General features: G+C 40.9%; 10 protein-coding genes and 1 pseudogene. All 11 read right to left on the minus strand.

The annotated features are described in order from the left end of the window. Nucleotides 1–116: 116 nt before the first annotated feature. Nucleotides 117–2,468 (minus strand): glycoside hydrolase family 3 N-terminal domain-containing protein, encoded by a 2,352-nt coding sequence (locus H6A61_RS04510; RefSeq protein WP_204391429.1) that lies wholly within the window; start codon nt 2,466–2,468, stop codon nt 117–119. Between the two features lie 2 nt (nt 2,469–2,470). Continuing rightward, a complete protein-coding gene (locus tag H6A61_RS04515) occupies nt 2,471–5,482 on the minus strand; it encodes a glycosyl hydrolase family 95 catalytic domain-containing protein (protein ID WP_430746777.1) in 3,012 nt (1,003 codons plus the stop codon). Between the two features lie 140 nt (nt 5,483–5,622). After that, nucleotides 5,623–7,038: a sialate O-acetylesterase gene (locus H6A61_RS04520; protein ID WP_204391433.1), complete on the minus strand. Its 1,416-nt coding sequence runs from the start codon at nt 7,036–7,038 to the stop codon at nt 5,623–5,625. Nucleotides 7,039–7,354: 316 nt separating this feature from the next. Beyond that, nucleotides 7,355–11,077, minus strand: coding sequence for a glycoside hydrolase family 2 TIM barrel-domain containing protein (locus tag H6A61_RS04525; protein WP_204391435.1), 3,723 nt, complete (start codon nt 11,075–11,077; stop codon nt 7,355–7,357). A gap of 16 nt (nt 11,078–11,093) precedes the next feature. Then, nucleotides 11,094–13,529, minus strand: coding sequence for a beta-galactosidase GalA (gene galA, locus H6A61_RS04530; RefSeq protein ID WP_204391437.1), 2,436 nt, complete (start codon nt 13,527–13,529; stop codon nt 11,094–11,096). Between the two features lie 42 nt (nt 13,530–13,571). Next, a complete protein-coding gene (locus H6A61_RS15925) occupies nt 13,572–14,948 on the minus strand; it encodes a glycoside hydrolase family 43 protein (protein ID WP_346342328.1) in 1,377 nt (458 codons plus the stop codon). Next, nucleotides 14,949–16,469: pseudogene (locus tag H6A61_RS04535) on the minus strand (glycoside hydrolase family 43 protein); the annotation flags it as partial. 133 nt (nt 16,470–16,602) lie between these two features. Next, entirely contained in the window at nt 16,603–18,138 is a 1,536-nt protein-coding gene (locus H6A61_RS04540; protein WP_204391439.1) for a cellulase family glycosylhydrolase, read from the minus strand. A gap of 11 nt (nt 18,139–18,149) precedes the next feature. Further along, a complete protein-coding gene (locus H6A61_RS04545; RefSeq protein ID WP_204391441.1) occupies nt 18,150–19,634 on the minus strand; it encodes a glycan-binding surface protein in 1,485 nt (494 codons plus the stop codon). An 11-nt stretch (nt 19,635–19,645) separates the two neighbouring features. After that, on the minus strand, nt 19,646–21,301 hold the full coding sequence (locus H6A61_RS04550) for a RagB/SusD family nutrient uptake outer membrane protein (protein ID WP_204391449.1): 1,656 nt from the start codon (nt 21,299–21,301) through the stop codon (nt 19,646–19,648). Between the two features lie 19 nt (nt 21,302–21,320). Continuing rightward, nucleotides 21,321–24,506 (minus strand): SusC/RagA family TonB-linked outer membrane protein, encoded by a 3,186-nt coding sequence (locus H6A61_RS04555; protein ID WP_204391452.1) that lies wholly within the window; start codon nt 24,504–24,506, stop codon nt 21,321–21,323. Between the last annotated feature and the right edge of the window lie 386 nt (nt 24,507–24,892).

Below are 24,892 nucleotides of genomic sequence, written 5' to 3' on the forward strand. Positions count from 1 at the left end.
GGGCCGCATCATTACTCAATACAGAGTTTGATACGGCCCCTTTTAAATATTATAGTTATAATCTGTAACTTTAGGGAGTAGTCATTTTAGTTTTGACACACCCTCTTTTTTGTCAATTATTTATTCGGAGTTTCCCAAACCTTAGTTTCTGAACAGCTTAAATCAATCCACTTATCGCCACATTTAAGCTTGAAGTCACCTTTCTCCAGACGCCACTTGCCGTCATAACCTACAAAGGCCAGATCACTTCCCTTTATCTTCATGCTTACAGTCTTAGTCTCACCAGGCTGTAATGAAACCTTCTCAAAGTTACGAAGACGGATGTTGTCCGGAGTACTGCTTGCAACCATGTCTTTTGAATACAGAAGAACGGCCTCTTTACCTGCTACACTTCCAGTATTAGTTACATCTACAGACACCGTTATTTCATCAACTGCAGTGAAAGAAGTCTTGTCTGCACGGAGATTATCATAACTGTATGTTGTATAGCTCAAACCGAAACCGAACGGCCACTGGACATCCATCACTGAATCATAGTTATAGTTACCGCCCATCTGACCCATATTCTCACAAGGCTTGTAATCATAGGTAGCTATGGCATTGATATATTTAGGATATGTAAATGGCATCTTAGCACTGAAATTGGCATCACCGGACATAAGGTTAGCTAAAGCGTCACCACCGTAGTTGCTTGGAAGCATTACGTTGATTACTCCCTGAGCCAATGGTTCTATATCATTTATGATACGTGGACGTCCCTGATTCAATACCAAAACAATAGGTTTGCCGGTCTTTGAAAGTGCCTTAACCAGATTGCGCTGATTTTCTGAAAGGGTAAGATCGGTAAGATTACCCGGTGTCTCGCAATAGGAGTTCTCACCTATACATGCAACTATGACATCGGCACGGGAAGCTGCTGATACGGCCTTACCTATTTCTGGAGCGTTCTCCTCCCACCAATTGTCATTCTTATAAGGAGCATATGTAACACCTGGTTCATAAATTATATTTTCCTTTCCATACTTATTGCACAAAGACTCATATATGGTATTATATGCCTGGGCACACTCGTCGGCACGGTGTCCCTGCCAGCTGTATGACCATCCGCCATTAAGACAACGCATGGATTTTGCATTTGGACCGGTCAACAGAATCTTACTACCTTTTTTTATTGGAAGGATATTGTTCTCATTCTTTAAAAGAACTTCAGATTCTTCGGCTGCCTGAAGAGCTACTGCAGCGAATTCTGAAGAACCGAACTTGTCATACTTCTTGATATCCCAGTATGGATTCTCAAACAGTCCCAAACGATATTTGAGACGAAGGACACGTGATACGGCATCATCGATACGGCTCATTGGTACTTCTCCCTCCTCTACCAATTCTTTCAGATAAGTGCAGAAACTTACCTCGTATGGAACCATAGACATATCTATACCCGCATTGATTGCTATCTTTATAGCTTCCTTCTTAGTGGCGGCAATATGGTCGCGGGTACAAAGATTGTTGATGTCGGCCCAGTCGGTTACTATCATACCGTCCCAGTTCAGGTCTTCTTTCAACCATTCGGTAAGGAACTCACGGTTGGCATGGAAAGGCATACCGTTGTCAACACCGGAATTTACCATTACACTCAATGCTCCGTTACGGATAGCTGCAAGGAAAGGAGCAAAATGTTTCTCACGCATGTCACTGCGTGATATTGATGAAGGTGTACGGTCCTTGCCGGAAACAGGGACACCGTATCCCATATAGTGTTTCATACAAGCGGCTACATTATACTCACCGATATGGTTAGGATCTTCTCCCTGGAAACCGGCAACAGCTGCCTTACCCATCTCGGCATTTACATAGCAGTCCTCACCGTAGTTCTCCCACATACGCGACCAGCGTGGGTCACGGCCCAAATCAACGACAGGAGCATATGTCCATGGAATGCATCCGGCCTTGGTCTCGTAGGCAGAAATTTCTGCTCCCTTACGGACAAGGTCACGGTTAAAAGAAGAAGCCATGTTTATACCTTGTGGGAACATGGTACCGCCAAGGGTATAGGTTGTTCCATGTATCTGATCGACACCATATATACAAGGGATTCCTATTTCCTTCATGGAAATGTCCTGAATCTGCTTTATTGCCTCGGCCCATTTCTCCTTGGTCTGTGCGATACTCAAAGGGACATTAAGAAGTGAACCTACCTTATATTTCCCTATTACCGTGTCGAGCATAGCAGGATTAAGCACAAAGCCGTGCTTCTTGCTTTCCTCAAAATCACTTACCACATCTATTGTTATTTCACACATCTGACCTATCTTTTCTTCCAAGGTCATCTTGCCAAGCCATTCCTTTATGTTGGCTTCAATCTCAGGATCTGATGGGATGGCAGCAGGAACTTTTTTCTCCGGTCCGCTGCACGAACTCACGCCTACGCATAAAGCAGAGGCGATAAACAGGTTCTTTAGTTGATTCATAGTTATTTATATTTGAAATTTATAATGTAATCTTTATCTCTCTCTGTATCAAGTTGTAAGATTCCTTTGGAACTATACTCTTTACCATTAACCGTTATCATACTACAATATTCCGGAAGTTTAATCTTTAATTCAGGCATCCAACCACCTTTTATTATAGCCTGCACCACTTTACCATTCTTCCATTTCAGTCCAACGGTAGCTCCGCCTCTCACCTTCATTCCATAGAATTCACCTTCTTGCCAGCTATCCGGTATTGCCGGTAGCAAACTAACGAAACCATCCTGACTTTGAAGAAGCATTTCTCCTATACCCGAAGTTCCACCCCAGTTTCCATCCATTTGAAATGGCGGATGCGAACAAAACAGATTTGGGAATGTACCACTGCCATGCTGTTTAGGGTTATCATGAGTGTATGCAGGATACAGCAGGCTCTTAAACAGTTTATAAGCTCTATTACCATCACCCAAACGTGCCCAAAAATTAATTTTCCATGCACGACTCCATCCGGTACCTTCATCTCCACGTCTGTTTAAAGTCACCTTACATGCCTCAGCCAACTCCGGAGTATTATAAACCGAAATCTGATTGCCTGGATGCAATCCATATAAATGCGACACATGACGATGATGTACATCTGTTTCCTCATAATCTTCAAGCCATTCCATCAGGTAACCTTTCTTACTAATCTGATGAGGAGGAAGCTGACATATAGCCTTCTTCAAAGAGTCTGCATACAATGAATCGACAGACAATATATGTGATGCCGTTATTACATTAGAATACAACTCCCTAACCAGCTGTATGTCCATAGTAGGTCCCATACAGACACTTATAGGTGTACGGTCTTTTCCTTTAAGATAGAAAGAATTTTCAGGCGATGATGTAGGAGCAGTTACCAGCCATCCATGTTTTGGTTCTTTTACCATAGTAGAATAGAAAAATTCGGATGCTCCTTTAAGAATAGGATAAATCTCCGACAGATAGTTTCTGTCTCCGGTAAAAAGATAATGTTCCCAAAGATGCGCACAGAGCCATGCACCACCTGTATTTGTAGCTCCCCACGACGGATGTTCTCCGGGAGCAGTGTAATTCCACACATTTGTCATCATATGAAGTACCCATCCCCTGGCGTTTTCTCCATAAAAGGACTTGGCACTTTCCTCACCACTCTCAACCAGACGTTTTACCAAATCAATCAATGGAAGATAAAGTTCTGTCAGGTTACCCTGTTCCAATGGCCAATGGTTCATCTGGACATTAATATTTGTATGATAATCTCCATTCCATGGAGTGCCAGGCTCATTTGCCCATAAGCCCTGCAAATTTGGAGGAAGGCTACCCGGACGTGTACTGCTTATCAACAGATACCTTCCATAATTATAATATAGTGCAGCCAGTGAAGGGTCGTCGTACGACTGAAAACTCTCTATACGTTTGTCTGTAGTAAGATGTGAAGTATTGGAATTCTCAGGCAAATGAATACCCACACGGTGAAAATAATCGCCATATGCCGAAATTGTTTCCGCTTTAAGTTTGTTCCAGTCATAATCCAAAACATTATCCAGAACACGCTCAGCCTCGGTAGAATACACTTCTCCATTCAGATACGAAGTCTTGGCTGATACAAATACCCATGCTTCATCCGCATTTCGTACAGATATATAACCCTCTCCTGTTTCTCTCTCCGCTTTATCTCCAATACCTACAACACTTGTTATGGCCGAGTATCGTACGCCTCTTGCCTTGCTTCCGCTATCAAGTTCACCCGATATAAGAAACTTGCCGTCCGAAGGACTTTCTACCTCTCCCCTCTCAGGTCTGCTCAGACTCATTTTGAAAGATATTGAATTTCCTTTATCTGCCTTTATATGTAAAACCATAACATCTGCAGTTCTGGAAACATAATACTCGCGTACATAATTTACCCCACCTTTTCTGAAAGAAGTATAAGCGACACTCTCACTCAAATCCAGCCAACGTCTGTAATCACTCATGCTTTCATCAGCAAGAGGATAAGAATATTCTATATTCATATCAGCAAGCATCTGATAAGCACCGTAAGTACCACCCTTTTCAGGTTTCTTAGGTACAAAGCTTTTATACATAAGTTCCTGTGCTTCCTTGTTTTTCCCTTTAAAAAGCAGTCTGCGTATTTCAGACAAACTGGTTGATGCCTCAGGATTAAGATAATCAGCCTCCGAACCGCTCCACATACTAATCTCATTAAGGACAATCCGTTCTTTTTCAGTTCCGCCGTCAGGCATCATTCCAAGTCTTCCATTTCCCAAAGGTAAAGTTTCCTCCCACTGTGCAGCCGGTTCATCATACCATAATACCATCTCAGGACGCCTTAGTTCAGGCAAAAGATCCATTCCTGTAATAGATTTATAAATAGACTCAGCAATTATCCTTGCACCATATTTGTTCGGATGTACTCCGTCCTGATATTCATTCGGATAATAAGGTTTCATAGCTGTATTGAGGTCTATCATACTGATGTTCCGTTCCACAGCCACTTCTTTTATAATCGGAATTATACAATTATGTATTATACTGTCATTAATTCCCCATATATTGTTTTCAGAAGGGATAGGCAAACACAAGTATATTTTAGGTGAAGACGACAAAGCAGAAAAACTATCCAACAATGTATTCAAGTCATGCTTAAAATCATCCTTATGCAGCCAGTTATGAGGTTTGGAATCGTTTGTACCAAGTTTTATTGTAACAATATCCGGTAGAAATTCAAGTGCATCCTTAAAACGCTGTTCCTTCATATAAGGCAAATCGCCTTTCATGAGCAATGTTCTGGCACTGAGTCCAAAATTTCCCACTTCGTAATCATAACCCAACAAAGACTGAAGAACAGCCGGATAACTTTCCTGCGACGGATTTTCCAGCCCAAAGCCTTCTGTTATACTGTTACCTACACATGCAATTTTAATATTGTCTGCTTTAACAGAAAACACAATAAAGGTGAATAATAAAAATGACAATATATGTTTTAACATTCTCATTAGATTTTGATATTTTCAGTTTTCAAAAAAACATCTTTTTATGGAATTATCCAATAAAACCATTTATAAATGGTCAATTTTATAAATGCAAAGCGCTCCACCAATATAAAAATGATGGAGCACCTTCAAATATTTTATTCCCAATTATCTGTTCTGAATGGATATAAAGGAAGACCACGAAGGTTTGCTACATTACCCGGTTTATAATCGCGGAATCCATACCTTACGGCAACAGGATTTTTTACATTTTCACATGTTACTTTTATCTGATTACCACACGCTTCAGCCTCTGCGGGATAGAACACTTTGTCTTCGCCTGCCATCTCAAAACCTTCCATGTCTGACATGCGATTGAAGCCTTCCGGAGCATTATCAAATGTGAGGTAAACATCACCATCCTTCATATACATTGACTTATAAACTGGTCCATACGCCTCAATACCACGTACACCATAGGTTTTGCTCAACGCCATATAAGCAAGTCTTTTCCCAACATCTGTCTTATTCTTCGGATGAATATTTTTCATTTCATAAGGCATAACCAAATCATTTGTAGAAATCATACCACTGTTAGGAATCATGGACTGAGCTTTGAACTGAGACTCTCGGAGAAGAGCAAATAAATTTGTTTCTGGAGAGTTGAAAGGTGCTATCTCCACATAGTAAAAAGGAAGTTCACCAAGCCCCCATTCTTTACGCCATAATTCAACCATTGTCCTCAAGCGTTCGGCATAAGTGTTATGTTTTCCCACATTGGCTTCACCCTGATACCATAAGAAACCTTTAATAGTATAATTTTGTAATGGATGTAACATACCATTATACATCAATGTAGGGCTAGTATAATGCCACCATCCGTCTTCTCTCCTTATATCACGTTCCAGGTCAATATCAGGATATTCTGCCACTATTTCACGAGGTAACCATCCTTCTACGGTAGAACCGCCCCAACTACAATTTATAATACCAATAGGAATATCCAAAACCTGATTCATCATCATAGCAAAATTAAACCCTGTGGCACTAAATTCAGGAGCATTTTCAGGATTACTGACTTTCCAACTGCCCCTACAGTAATCAACAGGTTCTGTCTGCCCGTCCCTACCTATTGTAGCAACTCGTATGCCTTTCCACTTCGAGGCCGTAGCTATCAATTCATTTGCACCTTCTATTGGAGCATTCCAAAAACCCCTTAAAGGCATTTCCATATTAGACTGTCCGGAGCAAAACCAAACCTCACCTATCAGAATATTACTCAACTTAGTTTCCTCGCCATCGGATAATGTTATGGCATAAGTCTGGTAACTTGCAGATGGAGTCTCTATTTTTATTATCCATTTGCCATCCTTATCTGACATTGTTCTATAAACATTATTCGTCCAAGAAGGACAAATTGTTATTTCCTTGTCACTATCTGCTTTCCCCCACAGACAAACATCTGTTTGCTGCTGCAAAACCATATTGTCACTCAAGATTTCAGGCAATACTATTTTTGCCATTGCTCCAGCCTGCATCATCATCAGGCATGTAATCGTAATTAATTTTTTCATGTTTGAATTAATATTATATTATTCAAGTTTCGCAAATGCAAAACTTGAGTTTTAAAGTAATAAAGGAGGTATCAGCCCACCTAAAGTGGTCTTCAGTATGTAAAGTTTAATAGTAAGTACATTGACTGTATAATGCTGTTTGGCATTTAAGCTTTACCTTCTAAGTCAACTTGTTGACTGATAATACTTTATTACTTGCGAAACTTGAATTATATTAAACTTATTATTTATATTACTATTTACACTTTGCATAGCAGGTATTATTTCATAACAGATTAATTTCAAAATAGGCTATTTTATTTTAAAATGTTACCAATTATTTATTTAAAGGCAAAAATTTTATACTCCTCTCATATTTTGTTACTGGTACTTTATATGGTAACATTATAGACCTGCATGTACATCCAACTCCAGAAGTTGCATAATCAAGATTCAAAGTAACATTCTTACTCTTCTTCAACTGATAAGTATATAATGATTTGGTTAGATTATCAGTCGAAAACGGATATACATTAAAATTAAACAATTCATTCATAGAGATTTTTAAGCCACGTCCGCTCTTATTCTTAATCATCAACCATCTGTTATCACACCTCAAACCATAATCTTGCGGTATCAGATAAGGTTCATACATATCATTAACATTTGAGCTATATTGTCCAACCGGATATCCTGTTTTTCTATCCGGATAATTTTCTTGAGGTCCTCTTCCATACCATAAAATATTATTATAAGTAGAATCTATTTCCATTGTAAGGCCTATCCTCATTAACCACCTCGGAAGTCTACCTTGTGGAACAATCATATGGTTTATATCAATCTCTCCAGTATTTTTAACGCAATATCTATATATATTCTCAAATCCATTTATCTGAACGCCTGATATATACTTATCTAGTTTTCCATAAGACTCATCAGGAGACAATTTATAGCTTCGGCTATAAATATTGACAACATCATTTCCTTTATTATAATCAAAAGATACCATGATATCCTTCAATTTATCAATCCCGAAAGAATATTGTTCATTGACGGTACGCATACCATATTCTTTCTTCCAGCCAGTACGATCTTCTCCCCATGCAGCCCAATCGTCCAGTTCATTAGCAAGAGGGGCTCTCCATACATTAAAATCAACATCTGATTTTATTACCTCCTCATTATTTATATATAAAGAAAACAATCGTCCAGTTCCTTTAGAAAATCCATATTTAAAACCATCTCCTTCGACCCACAAACAAGTATCAGTATCCACACAATTCAAATTATGGTTTCCACATTGCATAGGTAAAACAATGTCCCTATGCCATGGCAAATCAAGCTGTTCCCATGCAACTATATGACCTTTATCGGCCCATATCTCTTTACTCTTCAGGCTTACCTTAAATTCCAATCTATATTCTACATTATCTTTTATTTCAGGTATAGAAATAGGTATAGCCACATTCTTTTTATGCAACGGAGCTATATTCTCATCTACAATGCCACGTTGGACAATTTTACAATCCTCCGTAAGGAACCATTCAACCAAATATTTATCCAGTTCTATAAAACTATGCTTATTCCATATCTCAACAATAAAATTGCCATTATTATCTATCCAGCTGAAATCAACCGGTTGTGCTGATTTTCTCATTTGCCACATTTCCGGTTGCGGCTTTCTGTCAGGCCATATTGAACCGTAAGTCCTTGCACCAATACCATAGCTATAAAATGTCCCTGACGGGTTTTCATTCTCAAAATCAAGCCATAGTACAGAATTTTCTTTACTCAAAACATTTGCTGAATAGATTTTATCAAATATGGCGACATTATCAATCATTGCGTCACATATAGCAACATTAATATCACACCCCTGGGTTTCTGAATTACGACCTATATTTACCGGGAATGGCAGATTCTTAATATGACCATTAGCAGGCATCTCTGCCAATTCTATATTATCTACAGATATAGACATGAATTTCCCATCATACTCACATAATACACTATGCCAATTATACTCCCAGTTTAACGGAAGTTTTGCTGTCAGTTCGTACCTTTTGTCAGTGAAAATATAAAACTTTATTTCATCTACTCCGTTTTGATGTACCCCAAATTGATTATTGCCCTTAGTTATAAAAGAGCCTGAATCCTTACATGAAGCACGCGGATATACATCAAATTTTAAAATAAGCTGATTACTCGTCAACTCCAGATTCTCTCCTCTGTAAATCTCAATCCATGCATCATGACCACTAAAGTCCGCAACCGTATTATTCCCAATCCTTTTCAAGTATACTTTTCCCATAATGTTTGCAGGAGTATCAAATGGTGAGCCGTCCTGTATCCTCCTTACTTTTTCTTCTATACCAGGACTAACAAAATCCCAAATAGCTCCACCAATTATCCTTGAATGAGAATTTATGACACGCCAATAATCATCCAATCCACCGCCTCCATTTCCTGCTACAGACAAATATTCATCCATAAAAGAAGGTCTTATATCATTATCATAGCCCATACCTTGCTGTATTTCCAACTCTATCGGACTAGGATATCTAGGGCCGACAATATCCTCTGCTTCATGTTTTGGTGCATTTCCACCATACATCCAAAGCCTTGTTTCATCATATTTCTTGCCTTCTTTCACAACTTCCGTAATATTAAATCCCTCACCAGACTCATTTCCAGCGCTCCAAAACAAGACACAAGGATAATTTCTATCCCGCAAGACCATCCTTCGCACTCTCTCTTTATACATTTCCGTAAAATCACTTCTTTCAGATACCCATTCTGTTGCATGAGCTTCAACCCCTGCCTCATCTATTACATAAAGTCCATACTCATTGGCCAATCTTAGATATGAATTCACAGGAGGATAATGCGAAGTACGCACGGCATTAAAATTAAACTGTTTCAATAATTCAAAATCCTGTCTGATAACATCCTCACGCATCACATGTCCCCATCGCGGATGTTGCATATGTGAATTCTGAGCATTGATCTTTACTGGAACTCCATTCAAGCAAAATACTCCATCTATTATTTGCGTTTCCTTAAAACCTATTTTTGTTTCAATTTTATCAATTATCTTATCCTGACTGTTTAAAAGTAACAAATGCAAGTCATATAGATTTGGTGTTTCAGCAGTCCATTTCAAAGGATTGATTATTTCTTCCGATATAGATACAGACTGTTCCCTGTCTATTTCAAACAAAGGAGATGAAAACTCACTTATTATATCGGAGTGTCTATCCAGCAAAACGGCTTTTACTTTCAACTCACCTTCTATACTATTTCCATACCTTTTTACATCTACTCTTAGATTAAGTTCTGAGTTGATATAATTATCATCCAATTCTGTTTCAACACACCAATCAAACAATCTTGTATCCGGTGTTGAATAGATTATGACATCATCAAATATTCCTGCAAAGCGCCAATAATCCTGACCTTCAAGATAATAGCCGTCACTATATTTGACTACCAAAACAGAAATAACATTTTTACCTTCCCTTAAACAAGACGTGATATTATATTCGGCAGGCTCCTGAGCCCCTTCATTATATCCCACCTCTTGCCCATTTATCCATACGAATGATGCTGAGGCAACTTTCTCCATACGCAAAAATACTTGTTTGCCATCCCAATCATCAGGTATTGTAAAAGTTTTCCGATACAGACCTGTAGGATTATAGTCTCTCGGCACAAACGGCACATTAACTTTAAATGGGGCATTCACATTTCTGAAGAGCTTGTCACCATATCCCAACATTTCCCAGTTTGAAGGTACTTCTATTTTATCCCAGTTATCATCATCGTAACTATAACTGTAAAAATCAGCTGGTATGCTATCCGGGGTAACAAACCACCTAAAATTCCATAAGCCGTTAAGTGAAATGTTACTTTTTGGTATATAATAACTTCTTCCCGGCTCCTGATTAACCTCAAATATTGCCGGATTCTCTATATAATAATATATATTGTCAAGAAACGCTGTTTGGGCTGTTCCAATAACGGCCTGAATAGATATAATAAAAAATATTATCTTCTTCATAGGATAAATATAAAAACTACTTGCATTCAATTGTATAAGAAGTTCCGGCAAGTCCTTCTCCTTCTACTGTTAAAGTAGCCGTTCCCTTCTGTGTATCAGATTGCAATAAGATTTGTGCCAAGCCATTGAATGATTTTACCTGATAGTGGCGCGCGCCTCTATCCTTCGGCGAATCACCATCTTTATATGCAGGGTCACCATTCCCTACACCTAAAATCCGTATAGGACCTTCAACGGTAAACTTTAACAAAGGACAAGCTGTAGGAACAAAATTATTCTTCTTGTCTTTTAGCTCCACATCTATAACAGCTACATCTTGTCCGTTTGCAAACAATGTATCCTTGTTTGCAGTCAGTACAATACGTTCCGGTTTCCCTGATGTACGAATCATCCGTGTTAATTGTCTTTTACCGTTCTTAAATCCTATAGCTTTGACTGTACCAGGATAATAAACGGCATCCCAGGACAAATGACCATTTTCAGGCATTTTTTTACGTCCGAGTTTCTTATTATTCACCGTAAGTTCCACTTCATCACAATTACTGTAAACCCAAACTTTTACACTTTCGCCTTCATGCCCTTCAAGGTTCCAATGCGGAAAAATATGTAGCGTAGGTTCGTCTGTCCACCATGATTTCAGATACCATGCTTCATCTTTCGGGAAACCGCAGTAATCGAAGATTCCTTTGTGTGTACCGGTCTGCGGATACCCTATTGGAGTAGGTTCACCACGGAAATCAAATCCAACCCAATAAAACATCCCACCTAACCAAGGGCGTTCGCTATAAAACTTCCACCCACGCTCTATACAATTCAAAACGCTGTCTTTACCTTCAGGTTTAAGATTGAGAGAGGCGATATGCCCGTTTTCATAATCGTCGAAATAAACCCCTCTTGTTCCGCACCCTGAGATTTCTTCAGTACCAATACCACACCGTAACGGATATTGCTCACGATATTTGTCAATAGGATTCTGGAGTATGTAATTATAACCTGCCACATCAGCCGGAATAAGGACTGCAGGCCCGCCGCTTGATGCCACGGTCATCATCCTGCTTGGGTCAAACCTGTGGCAATATTCACGCATGGAAGCAATCACACGTGTACCCTGTTGACTCCACTCCATTCCCCATTCCTCATTACCAACACTCCAAAGTATAATGCTCGGATGATTCCTGTCACGCTCAATCATCCGCTTTAACAAACGTACATGCTCGTTGTTTATCCCTGTAAGACGGTTTTCTTCTATCACAAGAATACCCAGACTGTCGCATGCGTCAAGCAATTCAGGAGTCATTGGATTATGAGAAGAGCGGTAAGCATTACATCCAAATTCTTTCAACCTCTTCAAACGGTAAATCTGCAAGTCATCTGGAATTGCGGAACCTACCCCGGCATGATCCTGGTGCATGTTCACTCCCTTTAGTTTCACCACTTTCCCGTTCAAAAGAAAGCCTTGATTCGCATCAAATTTAACTTCACGAATACCGATTTTAGTATTGTAAGTATCAACCTTCTTATCATCTACAAAGACCTCAGTTATTACATTGTACAGATATGGATTGTCCGTACTCCAAAGTTTCGGATTATCCACAGTCAATTGCGAACATACTGTTTGTGAGGCCTTTGGGCATAGATTCTCACCATTACCATAGCAACTGCCAACTTCTTTTCCTTCACAATCAAATAATATATGACGTAATTTGAAAGATGTTGCTTTCATTCCGGAGTTTTCTATATTTGTTTCAATATCCAAAACTGCGGAATCATATGTAGAGTTAAGCCTGCTGCTTATGAAAGTTCCGAAAGGAGCCACATGCAAGGCAGATGTTTTATGCAACCATACGTGACGGTATATTCCTGCACCTTCATAAAACCAACCCTCGGTCATTGAGGCATCCACACGAACGGTAATCAAGTTTTCACCCCCGTAATTCAGGTATTCAGAAATGTCATACGTCTGGGTGGCATATCCACTTGGTTCACCTCCCAAATAAAATCCGTTGACCCATATTCTAGAATCCCTGAAAATACCGTCAAACTGCAAATACAAATGACGCCCCAAGTCTGTTTGCGGTATATCTATAATCTTACGATACCATCCAACACTGTTTTCAGGATAGTTGTATCCCAACGTTTTATACCCATGGCTATGTATGGCATTCTTATCATAAGGCAAATATACAGCCCAGTCATGCGGCAAGTCAACCTTTTCCCATCCTGAAGCATCAAAATCCTTTGAATAAGGACCTTTATTATGAACTGAACTAGCTTTAGTAAGATAATTGAAATCTTCAATGCCACAACCGAAATCCTTTTCCGGAGATGAAGCAGAACCTAAAGCAAACTGCCAACCTTCGTCCAAAAGGATACGTTCACGTTGCGAATAGACATCAAATGGATTCCATGACACAAAAATAACCATTATAAATGCCAAGACATTTTTTCTCATATTTAATGATATATTCATATTAACTTAACAATATTTTTTTTATTATTCAAACTTCCATGAATCAAAACTAATATTCTGTCCTCTCAACACAAAATAAAGATCCGTCTGCCCTTTGAACTTTCTGGTAACTTCGCTTTTTATGATTTCCATATTACCGTTATCAACCATCAATGTGGCAATTGTCTCCCCTGAAGGAATGCCACGACGTACCTCAATAACTCCGTTTCCGCAAACCTTAGCCACAAAAGAAGAAGGTTTCTTGGAAAATTTCACACCTCTCAGACATATCAGTCCCTCTTCGCCATTTGAAATTCCCGCATACATGTTACCCACTTCAGGCGACTGCGTGAATTTTATGTTTTGTGTTGCGGCTGTAGTCTCTGCCTCATGAAATACAAATGGATTTAACGGCTGTATCTGTTCAACCCCTTTCAAGGTCTGGTTTCCCATGGAAATACGCACACTCTTTTCATCCACATTTATTTCATCCACACATACATTACGGAATCCTCCGTCGGTATTGAAACTACTTTGCAATGTCAATGTGTGATAAAACAAATACCATTTGTCACGGAATTTATGCAAATGTGTATGATTGTTACTGAATCCAAGTCCATAGTCACCAGGATTCTTCAGGTAATTATTATGATATTTCCAGCTCGTATTGTCAAGAGGCGTTTTGCTCGTCATATAGAACATACTACATTTCGTCGGTTTCTCTGTAGTATAGTTCCAATCGCTATAATCCTGCCAATCAGTATTATAAGTATAGACGTATGTACCGTTTATAAAATTCAACTCATTTGCCTCGAAATGATGAGGAGCATTCATTTTCACGATTTCACTGTCTATGCTTAGCATATCCTTTCCCAGACGCATGATACACGAAGAACCTGCACCTACCGCAAGCCATCCGGTACCATTGTCATCAATCACTGTCCCCGGATCAAAAGGGACTTTACAATCTCCAAGTCCCGGAGTATTGGCGTCAATCAAGCTTTTATCAAGAGGACTGCTCCAAGGACCTACCGGTGATGTAGCTGTCAAGACCCCTGTTCCAAACCCACTGTTTGAGAAATAAAGATAAAAATGTGTTTTCCCGTCACTCTCCTTACGTTTTACGATAGACGGTGCCCATGATGCCATAATCCATGGAGCTATGCTGTTTACATCTATGACTCCATGATAAGTCCAGTTCACCATATCATCAGTTGACATCATGACGAGAGATTTTATACGTTCGTAAGTGTTACGTCCATCACGTCCTACAGCCTCATATTGCTGGTTGTCGTTTGTAGCATACACATAGAGTCTTCCTTCATGTTCCACGGCAGTAGGATCTGCCGTAAACATAAAATCAAGCAAAGGATTGGCATCTCCGGACATCAATTTAGGAGAAACTTCCGGAACAATAGGCATATACTTGAAATTGTCATAGTCCGCCTGAACTTCCCCCTCCGCAAAAAGTCCGATATATACCCCAGTGAAACCTCCGTTGGTCTCGGTACTAAGATAGCGGGTATTCATACGTCCGGCTTCCGAATAATGTGTACCGTCAATGGAATACATCAGTGAATAAACCTCTTCACTCCCCTTTATTCTCAGATATATGAAATCATCAGGTATCTGACAGATGTCCTCCACATGGCAGAGTTCGTTCAGACGATAACGGAGTTTCAATTGTCCGTCAGCTACATAAAGGTCGTAATGAGCAGAAGGGCAAAGATAAGCAGTCATTCCTACATTCCCGTTTCCCTTTGCCTTCATCCTCGTAGTGGCTTGGAAATTAATATCCTCCTGCCGGCGTCCCACAAACGTAGGTGAGACTCCATAATCATCCAGTTTTTTGTCACTTCCTTTTATACGGAGAAAACCCTTGTTTTCCGTAAGAGAATAATTTTCCTTTACAGGAATACCTATCCAGTTCCATTCCACTCCCAGTTCAGGATTGTTAAAGTCCCAATCCGGACTGTTTTTTATTGTTGCTTGCGGAAGCGTCTTCACATCCTTCATATCGAGATTTATGGTTCCGTCCACATTCACCACCGGCCATCCTTCTTTATTCCATTCCACCGGTGCAAGGAATGTCTCTCTTCCCAATACATGGTGCTGACCGTTCTGCGTACGGAATCCAAGACATACCAGCCACCATGAACCGTCGTGCGCCTGTACCATATCAGCGTGTCCTACTCCCTGAATCGGATTGTTCTGCCCATTTTGGTTTATATGTGTCAAAATCGGATTTGCCGGATTTCCCTCATAAGGACCTTCGATATTCCGGCTGCGTGCTATAGTTACCTTATGACCATATTCCGTACCTCCTTCACTTATCATCAGATAATACCATCCGTCGCGCTTATAGACATGCGGTCCTTCCGGGAAACGTCCGCCGGTACCGCCCCAAATGCGCTTCGATTCTGTCAACATTTCTCCCGTTTTCGGATTGATTTCACAGAGCCATATGGCACCGTCGGGATTGCTCACCATGTAACAATGACCATTTTCAAAATAAAGTGAAGGATCAATGCCTCCCTGCTTAATCCACACCGGCTCTGACCATTCTTCTCTTGGATTATCCGTATATACCAAGAAATTTCCACGGTCTGAAGTATTGGTAGTAATCATATAATACGTTCCGTCATTATAACGGATAGTAGGAGCATAGATACCGCCCCACATATTTCCGCCTTTTATTTTCAATTGCGATTCGCGTGTCAGTACATGCCCTGTCTGTTCCCAGTTGACAAGGTCACGGCTGTGAAAAATAGGCACACCAGGAAAATATTCGAACGAACTGTTTACAATATAATAGTCTTCTCCCACGCGGCAAATACTTGGATCAGGATGGAATCCGGGAATAACAGGATTCTTATACCCCTGTGCCATACCGCAAAAGGTTAATAAAAATAAGACAATGAAGATACTTGATGTCCTTTTCATGTGATTCAGTTTTTCTTATTCTGCTTTTATAGTTAGGTTAAACAAAAGACACAGAGACACTATATTAAAAAACGATTGATACTTACAACTTATACGCTTTTGTGTCCCTGTGCCATCGAAAAATCTGTTATTGTCAATATGGATATTGACCATTAGCAGCACCATCCATCAGCATCTGGTGGATAACAGGAACGATAATACTCAGAGTATTACGGTCAAAGAAACGTGCTCCCTGAATATCCCACAGGAATGGAACACAGCCGTAGTTCTTCGCCTGCTCTGCCACATAACCGAGGAAGTAGCCTTCGGATTCTTCACATTTTTCCTGAAGCATATCCATATTTGCCAAAATCTTGTCATAGTTCTTATAGTCTTCAAGTAACGGATCGCTTTCATATACACGATATGCCAAGCCAAATTCTCCAATGATTACAGGAACCCCCAAGTCAACGAACTTGGTCTTCATCTTATTCATCTGATTGTGAACATATCCTTCCTGGTTGTCATAATCGAATTTTCCGTCCATGTATTCAAGGGCATACTGTTCGTAAGGTTCGCCCCAAAAATATGTCATACTTGCCGCCAAATCGCTGGACGGGTCGTTTATACAGAAATTGTATGGCGTATAGTAGTGTACTTCCACCATCAGACGTGCCGGTGTCGGGTCTTCAGGGAGCTCGAACCAGTCGTATGTCTTGTCTATATTGGTGTCAGGTCCCTGCACGATCAAGTTACGGTAAGTGTTGTTTCCACCCGTGTCGCGTACTGCATTCACGAACGCCTGTTCGTATCGACGCAGAACAGCCATATCCTCACGATTTGCGACAGCAGGTTCGTTTGCTCCGGCAAACAAAAGACGTCCGTCATAATCACGGAATGCAGTAGCAATTTGTTCCCAAAAATCATAGACTTTAGCCTCGACTGTAGCTATAGAATCTGCTGTCAGAGCAGAAGCATCACAACTCCGTTCCAGCCATCCTCCATCCCAGTGAATATTGACAATGGCATACATATCTGCATTCAGACAGAAATCAACTACTTCTTTCACACGGTTTAACCAATCAGCCTTGAGTGTCTTTCCATCCGGTTCCAGATATTGAGGCTGATTCCATGCACACGGAATACGTACTGCATTGAAACCCATCTCCTTTACTTTATCAATAATAGCTTGGGTTGTATGAGGTGCTCCCCAAGTATCCTCTCCGTCCGGTGCTTCGAGCGTATTACCCAGATTCCATCCTATATCAATTGATTTGGCAACTTCTATTGCATCCTTTTCCATGCCTTCCGGATATATCGTATCATATTTGGAGCCTTGGGTAACTACATATTGTTTGATGTTCCCACCTGCATTCATAGTGATTGTTGCCTTACGCGCCTGCTCTCCAGTATTTCTTTCGTAAGTTATTTTTATGTACTGTTCTTTTGTGGCTTTACCGGAAACATTAGAAAGAGTACACCACGACTGGTCGCTTGCCAGTGTCCATCCTGTATTCGAAGCAAGTGCTACCATAAGATGTCCTTGTCCGTAACCAAACGAGAAATCCGTTACCTCCTGTCCGTCACGGCTGAGGGAAAACACAGCTCCCTCAACTATGCTGTCATCCTTGCATCCCTGAAACATTGTGGCAAGGATGATGAAGAATAAATATAGATAGTTCTTTTTCATATTTCATTATTTTAGTCTTTTGATTCTTGAATTGGCATAATTCGGAAATTATCCAGATAGATTTCCACTTTAGTCTCATCAGGGCAGTTTGGATAGGTGACATAGAAATTCAAAACCTCACTATGCTCAGCTATGAAGTCGCTCCATAAATTTTCTTCCACAAGCAACTCCAATGGAATACTGCACTGCATCCATTTTCCGATTTCGGTTTTTCCGGTGAAAGCACTGACTGGAACATAACCACTGACACCATTTCCTTCTCCCATTGTAATTTGGATGACAGGACCTTCCATTTTTTCACCCAGATAACACTCGAACTGTAGTTCCAAATCTGAAATCTTGGCGTTGTCCGGTATTGCATTTGAGCCTGGCCAGACCGGTTTATTGAGCACTTGTTGCCACCACCATTGTGTGGCAGTGTCTATAGTTCCTTTCATACCAGTACAATTTCCGGTAGAAGTGTAAGGAGCCTCTTTTCCATCAGCCACAAATAATCCCAGATTAGCACCACTCCAGCTTGGGTCAAGTCCACCTCTTCCGTCATAATCTATTACCACGTTTTCAAGAGGATAGAAATTATCCATTTCGGCAGTTCCACCTATGGCTGTCACTGAAATCTTGCCCGGACTTGTAGGTGCCGAAGGCATAGTGAAAGTAACAGAGTTAAATAATTCCGATACTTCTATGTCTTCTTGCGGAACAGTGATTTCACCGTTGATATCGATTCCTGACACATCAATGAAGTTCTTTCCCACAATAGTTACTTTACTTCCTACAACCGGCATAGTAGAACTGATTCCTGTGATTACAGGTTTAGGACCATCATACACAAATTCAATGCTTGCATCGCTAGTATAACATTCCATTATTATATAACCTTCTTTCATCACATCAGCGGCAGAAAACGTAACACGGTCATAGTCTGCACTTACCTGATAGTCGGTGATAGGAAACGTAACCTCAACCGAATCTTTGGTAAAGTAAATTCGTTTGATTTCATAGAAATTTTCCCCTATCAGATTAATTTCATCTCCAGGATCAACAGGATATAGAGCTGATATGTAAGAGATAATCGGACCTGGCGAAAGTACATGCAACGGATATGTTGCTACTCCATGGTCTGTTACAATACGTAGTTCAGATGTAATATCAGGATTCGGCCCTGACAACATAAAGTCTTCATCGGAAGGGACAGTAATAATCAGACTTGTAGATGTCCCGTAATTGGCATTAAAGCTGATTTTCTGGTTGTTGATATATACCTCCTTTACACCTGTCAGGTTCTCTCCAATTACGGCTATCATTGTACCAGGACTTACATCAGTGAATGTACTATCCGCCAATGCCGGATCTGTAACTCGTATATAATGTATGACTGGCAGACCGTTTCCATCTCTGCCATCCTTACAGGATGTAGTGGTTAGAATTGTTATAAAAGCCAGTATGAACAGGCTTAACCATACGCCTCTATTTATTTGTTTATTCAATTTTTTCATGGCTTTTCTATTTATTCGTTAAACGTATATGGGACAGGTTCTTCTTTCAACAATGGATTTTGGATAACATCAGATTCTGGATAAGGGAAAAATATGTCATCATCGGCAATATTTATTTCTATTTGCGGTTCTTCATATTCTCCTTCATGGAATTCTCCGGTGTAGTCCTCAGTACCAAGAAGCAGTCTTCCTGCCTGATCTTCATCTCTCTTTATCACAGTAGCCCGCTCTCCGCGCTTCTGGCTGTTGAAATATTTCAGCATGTAATCCGGTTTCCAACAATACCATGATACCATGTCGTACCAGTTGCAATATTCCATACAAAACTCAACCCTGCGTTCACGTATGATATCATCAAAGTCAATGGACATTTTCTCCCAATCGCCTTTTCCGTTAAAAGCACGATATCTTACCTTGTTGAAATATTCCAGTCCCGGTCCCTCTGTCAGTTTCTCATTGTTACCCAAACAAGCTTCCGCGTATGTCAGATACACATCCGCCAGACGCAGGATATAGGTGTTTAGCGGAGAATTCATAGACTGCACATATCCGTCATTGTCATCATCAGGACCTCCGACTACTCCTTTCTTTATAGGCGCGCCGGTATATGTATAAGTGTATCCACCGTCCGAAATACAAATATAATCATAATATGTTCCTTGAGTGAAGAATGTTGCATTTCGACGCAGTGTGTCTCCAGGCTCCTCATTATATATTTCCAACATCTCTACACTGGCCGCATAACTGCTCCATACGTTAACACCTCCGGTCACTTCTGTAGAGAATGCCAGGTCTGCAAACAAGGTGTTGCATACTCCCCATTCACCCAGCGGCACCCACTGCATGGCTAACAGCGACTCTTGGTTGTTGTTCTGTTTATACTTGAATAAATCTTCATAATCGGGCAGAAGTTCCAAACCGCTGTTTTCACATACATCGGCTGCATACTGCTTTGCCAGTTCCAGGTCGGCATTGTCACGCTGTCCGCCTTTCTTCCATCCTGAACGTGCCAGATAAACCTTGGCAAGCATTCCTTTAGCTGCCCAACAGGTAGCCCGTCCAGGTTGGTCTCCCTTTTCCGGCAAATTCTCTGCCGCATAAATAAAGTCATTTATGATGAACTGGAACACGTCTTCTTCCCTGTTCAACGGAAGAACAGGATTATCCACTACAGTCTGATTGTCCTCAATAAGGATAACCGGTCCCCATGCACGCAACATATAGAAATAGGCACACCCACGCATCAGACGGGCTTCGGCTATGGCCCTCGCTTTTGCTTCCTCGCTGACATCGCCTGTAGATTTTTCTTTTACATCCGAAATGACAGAATTCGACATGGTGATTACTGAATAGAACGATTTCCATGCAGCGGACAGCAGTTCGTTAAGGGCTGTCACCTGGAAAGTGGTAAATTCGGGACTTCCCCACGGGCTGTACATGTCGTTGGCACGTCCGCTTCCTATAGGAACAATGGCACGCTGGTTATAGTCGAACCATGCACGATTGTATAACGGGGCTGTCGCCGCTTCCAAAGCTTCGTCGGAAGCATAGAAATTCGCGTCCGTATATGAGCCTTCAGGTGTCCTGTCAAGGAAACTGTCGCTGCATCCCGTCAGGATTCCTGCCATAAGGAATAATGTTGAGAATATTTTAGTTTTACTTTTCATTGCTGTAATATTATTAAGGTTAGAAACTCAAATTCAGTCCGACAGTATAAATGCGTTGTGACGGGTAACGCGCATAATCCACACCACGAAGCAACACATTGTAGTTATACGCTCCAACTTCAGGGTCATATCCCTTGTATTTGGTGAATGTGAATGCATTCTGTATGTTCATATACACACGCAGGTTCTCAATATGCCATTTGCGTGTCCATTTTTGCGGGAATGTATATCCCAGCGAGATATTCTTGATTCGCAGATAAGAACCATCTTCCACAAAACGGCTGCTCATACGGTTGTTGTCATTACCATCCGCCGTATTGAGACGCTGCACTGTAGCCGATTCAGGATTGGATACATGCACATTCCATATTTCCTCAGGCTGTGCCGGGTCAATCAGTTCCACATGTGCTATGCCTGTAGCTTCCTTCAGCAGGTTACTGTTACGCATAGGATTTGTAAAGTCCTGGCGGAACAGGTTTACAAGTTTGTTGCCATACACACCGTTGATGAAGATATTCATATCAAAGCCTTTATAAGTAAAAGTATTGTTGAAACCGTAAGAGAATTTAGGTTCAGGATTTCCAAGATATGTGCGGTCTTGTTCGTCAATAACTCCGTCACCGTTCAAATCCTCAAAGATATAGTCGCCCACCCAGACTTCATCCTTGGCTATATGCTGGTTCTCAGGGAGTGCCACAGGAAGCCTGTTACCGTTCTGGTCAAGCAGGAAGTTTCCGTCAGCGTCACGCTGGTAAAAATCGCTTTCCTCCTTGAACATTCCAACTACCTTATATCCATAGTATTGTCCTACCGGCTGACCAACTGTAGAGTAAGTCAGCGTTTGTGATCCGTCAACTGTCCCTGAAAGCCCTGCTGTTTCAGTATAAAGTTTCGTTATCTTGTTTTTATTGAATGAGATGGTAATTCCTGTACGCCATGTGAAATCCTTTTTGGATATATTTACAGTGTTCAATGTAAATTCGGCACCTTTGTTTTCCATTGCACCCGCATTCACCCATGGCGAATTGATAATTCCTGTTACGTATGATGGCAATGATGCTTGCATCAGCAAGTTGTCGGTATTCTTCAGATAAGTATCGAAAATGAATTCAACCCGATTGTCGAAGAGATTAAGGTCAAGACCTGCGTTCCATGCTCTGGTCTCTTCCCATTTCAGTTTGTCGTTCGGATAATTTCCTGCATAAAACCCTGTTCCCCAAATACTGGCAGCCGATGCCATTGTTACTCCATAAGCATAACTTGAAGCCGACTGGTTACCTACAAGTCCCCAACCTAACCTCAATTTCAGGTTATTGAGCCATTTCACGCCTTTCAGGAATTTCTCGTTATTGATTTTCCATGCAAGTGCCATTGACGGGAACACACCCCAACGGTTTGCCGGACCGAAACTGGAAGAACCGTCGCCACGGACAGTAAAAGTAGCCAGATAACGGTCGTCATACCCGTAATTCAATCGTCCATAGTATGACTCGATGGCAGATGAACCTCTTCCGCTACTGTTTTTTGCAGTAGAAGAATCTCCCATGTTCAGTTCATGAATGGTATTGAACAGATAATTGTCACGACTTGCATAAAGGGTTTCATAACTGTTCTCCTGAGCTTCGTGACCTGCCATGACGGAAACATTATGCTTCCCGAACGTACCGTTATAGGTCAGGTAAGTCTTGAGAGTCCAGTTTGAACCGTTGTTTGCTCCTCGGCTTCCTGTAGATGACTGTACATAATGTCCGTAATCATACGATGGAGTGTAAGTGTAACTATTGCTGTAATAATAGTTTCCCGCATATTCGGCACGGAACACCAGCCCTTTCCATAATGTAACATCTGTAAAGAAGTCAACATACATTTGCAATCCCCTGTTATAGTTTTCACGCATGAGCGCTTCTGCCACAGGATTAGAGAAATAAGTGCCATACATGTTTTCTGCCTGTGCTCCCCAACTTCCATCAGGATTTCGCGCCGGAGTATCGGGCAACTGTTCGATAGCTGTACGGATGATGTTACCGCTGTCTATCGTGTTATTCTGTGTAGTTTGTGCCACAGAAGCCCTAAGGCCTGTTGACAGCCACTTCGTTATTTTGTTATCCATATTGACACGTGCAGAAAAACGTTCAAAATCCGAGCCGATGGCTATACCTTCCTGCGACAAATATCCGGCGGAAATAGAGTATTTCACATTGTCGTTTCCTCCCGAGATATTCAGCTGGTGGTTATGCATCGACGCATTCTGGAAAATCTCCCCCTGCCAGTCTGTACCTTCGCCCAACAGACTGATGTCGGCAAATTCAGCACGTTCGCCGAAACCAATTACTTCCGCACGCAGGTTCTGGTATTCTGCATACTCGCGCAGGTTCATCACACCCAACTTTTTAGGGAGCTGTTGCAAACCATAATATCCTTCATAGCTGATACGTGTCTTTCCCGCTTGTCCCTGTTTGGTTGTGATAAGCACCACGCCATTAGACGCACGCGAACCATATATGGCCGTGGCTGATGCATCTTTCAATATTTCCATGGAAACCACATCCGAAGGGTTAATGGATGACAGTACACTTGAATTTGAGTTATTGTTACCCGAAATCGCCACACCGTCTATCACATAAAGCGGTTCATTTCCATTCAAGGAGTTGATACCTCGGATGCTCACTGATATACCTCCACCCGGTGTTCCAGAGTTTTGGGTCACCGACACTCCGGCCGCCTTGCTTTGTAGCGCCTGGTCGAGCGAGGTGACTATGGATTGCTTGATTTCATCTTCTCCAACGGAAACCACAGAACCTGTAAGGTCGCTACGTTTCATCGTTCCATATCCGACAACCACAACCTCGTCCAAAATTTCGGAGTCTTCCTCCATTTCCACGTTTATTACCGTTTTTGAAGCCTTCACTTCCTGTGGTTTAAAACCGATATAAGAAAAAACAATGGTTTCATTGGATTTGACCTGCAATGAATACCTTCCTTCAAAATCCGTAATAGTTCCCGCCTGAGGCCTCTCTTTAACCTGGACACTCACGCCTATTAACGCTTCACCATCTGTTCCCGACGTTACAATTCCGGTAACAGTCCTTTCCTGCAAAATCTCTGCATAGGAGAATTCCATGCCCACAATACATGATATTACGAATACCAATGCGATGCGGTAGCAACAAAAGGTTTTGCACCATTTTAGAAACTCGTTTCTCATTTCAGCTTATCATTTTTAAAATTAACAAATTAACATTCTCAACAAGCAATACTTCGCCAAAATCATCACTGCAAAAGTAAAGAAAATAAAAAGACACAAACTCAAAACGTGTTTTACGAATATGGCATGTTTGTTAATATGAAGTACACGTATGTTGCCACACATGGTATAGAATGTTACATTCCATCGCCAGAATACTGTACAAGCATCATTTTATCATAAAAACAAGATTTAATTATCCTCATCACGTCATATAGAACCATGCGATAGCGATTCACCATAAAGCATGTTTTGTGCATACATAAAATATATTCTGTGCTTATATTTTCTCTAAATACAGCTTATGTTTTTATAAATACAAGTTATATTTATAAAGATACAAATTG

Origin of the sequence: Bacteroides caecigallinarum, from assembly GCF_016901995.1 — a bacterium.
Classification (GTDB): Bacteria; Bacteroidota; Bacteroidia; order Bacteroidales; family Bacteroidaceae; genus Phocaeicola; species Phocaeicola cellulolyticus.

Coding starts and splice junctions, on each gene's coding strand:
- H6A61_RS04510 (WP_204391429.1), bottom strand. CDS start 2,468: ATGAATCAACTAAAGAACCTGTTTATCGCCTCTGCTTTATGCGTAGGC.
- H6A61_RS04515 (WP_430746777.1), bottom strand. CDS start 5,482: ATGTTAAAACATATATTGTCATTTTTATTATTCACCTTTATTGTGTTT.
- H6A61_RS04520 (WP_204391433.1), bottom strand. CDS start 7,038: ATGAAAAAATTAATTACGATTACATGCCTGATGATGATGCAGGCTGGA.
- H6A61_RS04525 (WP_204391435.1), bottom strand. CDS start 11,077: ATGAAGAAGATAATATTTTTTATTATATCTATTCAGGCCGTTATTGGA.
- galA (WP_204391437.1), bottom strand. CDS start 13,529: ATGAGAAAAAATGTCTTGGCATTTATAATGGTTATTTTTGTGTCATGG.
- H6A61_RS15925 (WP_346342328.1), bottom strand. CDS start 14,948: ATGCCTATTGTTCCGGAAGTTTCTCCTAAATTGATGTCCGGAGATGCC.
- H6A61_RS04540 (WP_204391439.1), bottom strand. CDS start 18,138: ATGAAAAAGAACTATCTATATTTATTCTTCATCATCCTTGCCACAATG.
- H6A61_RS04545 (WP_204391441.1), bottom strand. CDS start 19,634: ATGAAAAAATTGAATAAACAAATAAATAGAGGCGTATGGTTAAGCCTG.
- H6A61_RS04550 (WP_204391449.1), bottom strand. CDS start 21,301: ATGAAAAGTAAAACTAAAATATTCTCAACATTATTCCTTATGGCAGGA.
- H6A61_RS04555 (WP_204391452.1), bottom strand. CDS start 24,506: ATGAGAAACGAGTTTCTAAAATGGTGCAAAACCTTTTGTTGCTACCGC.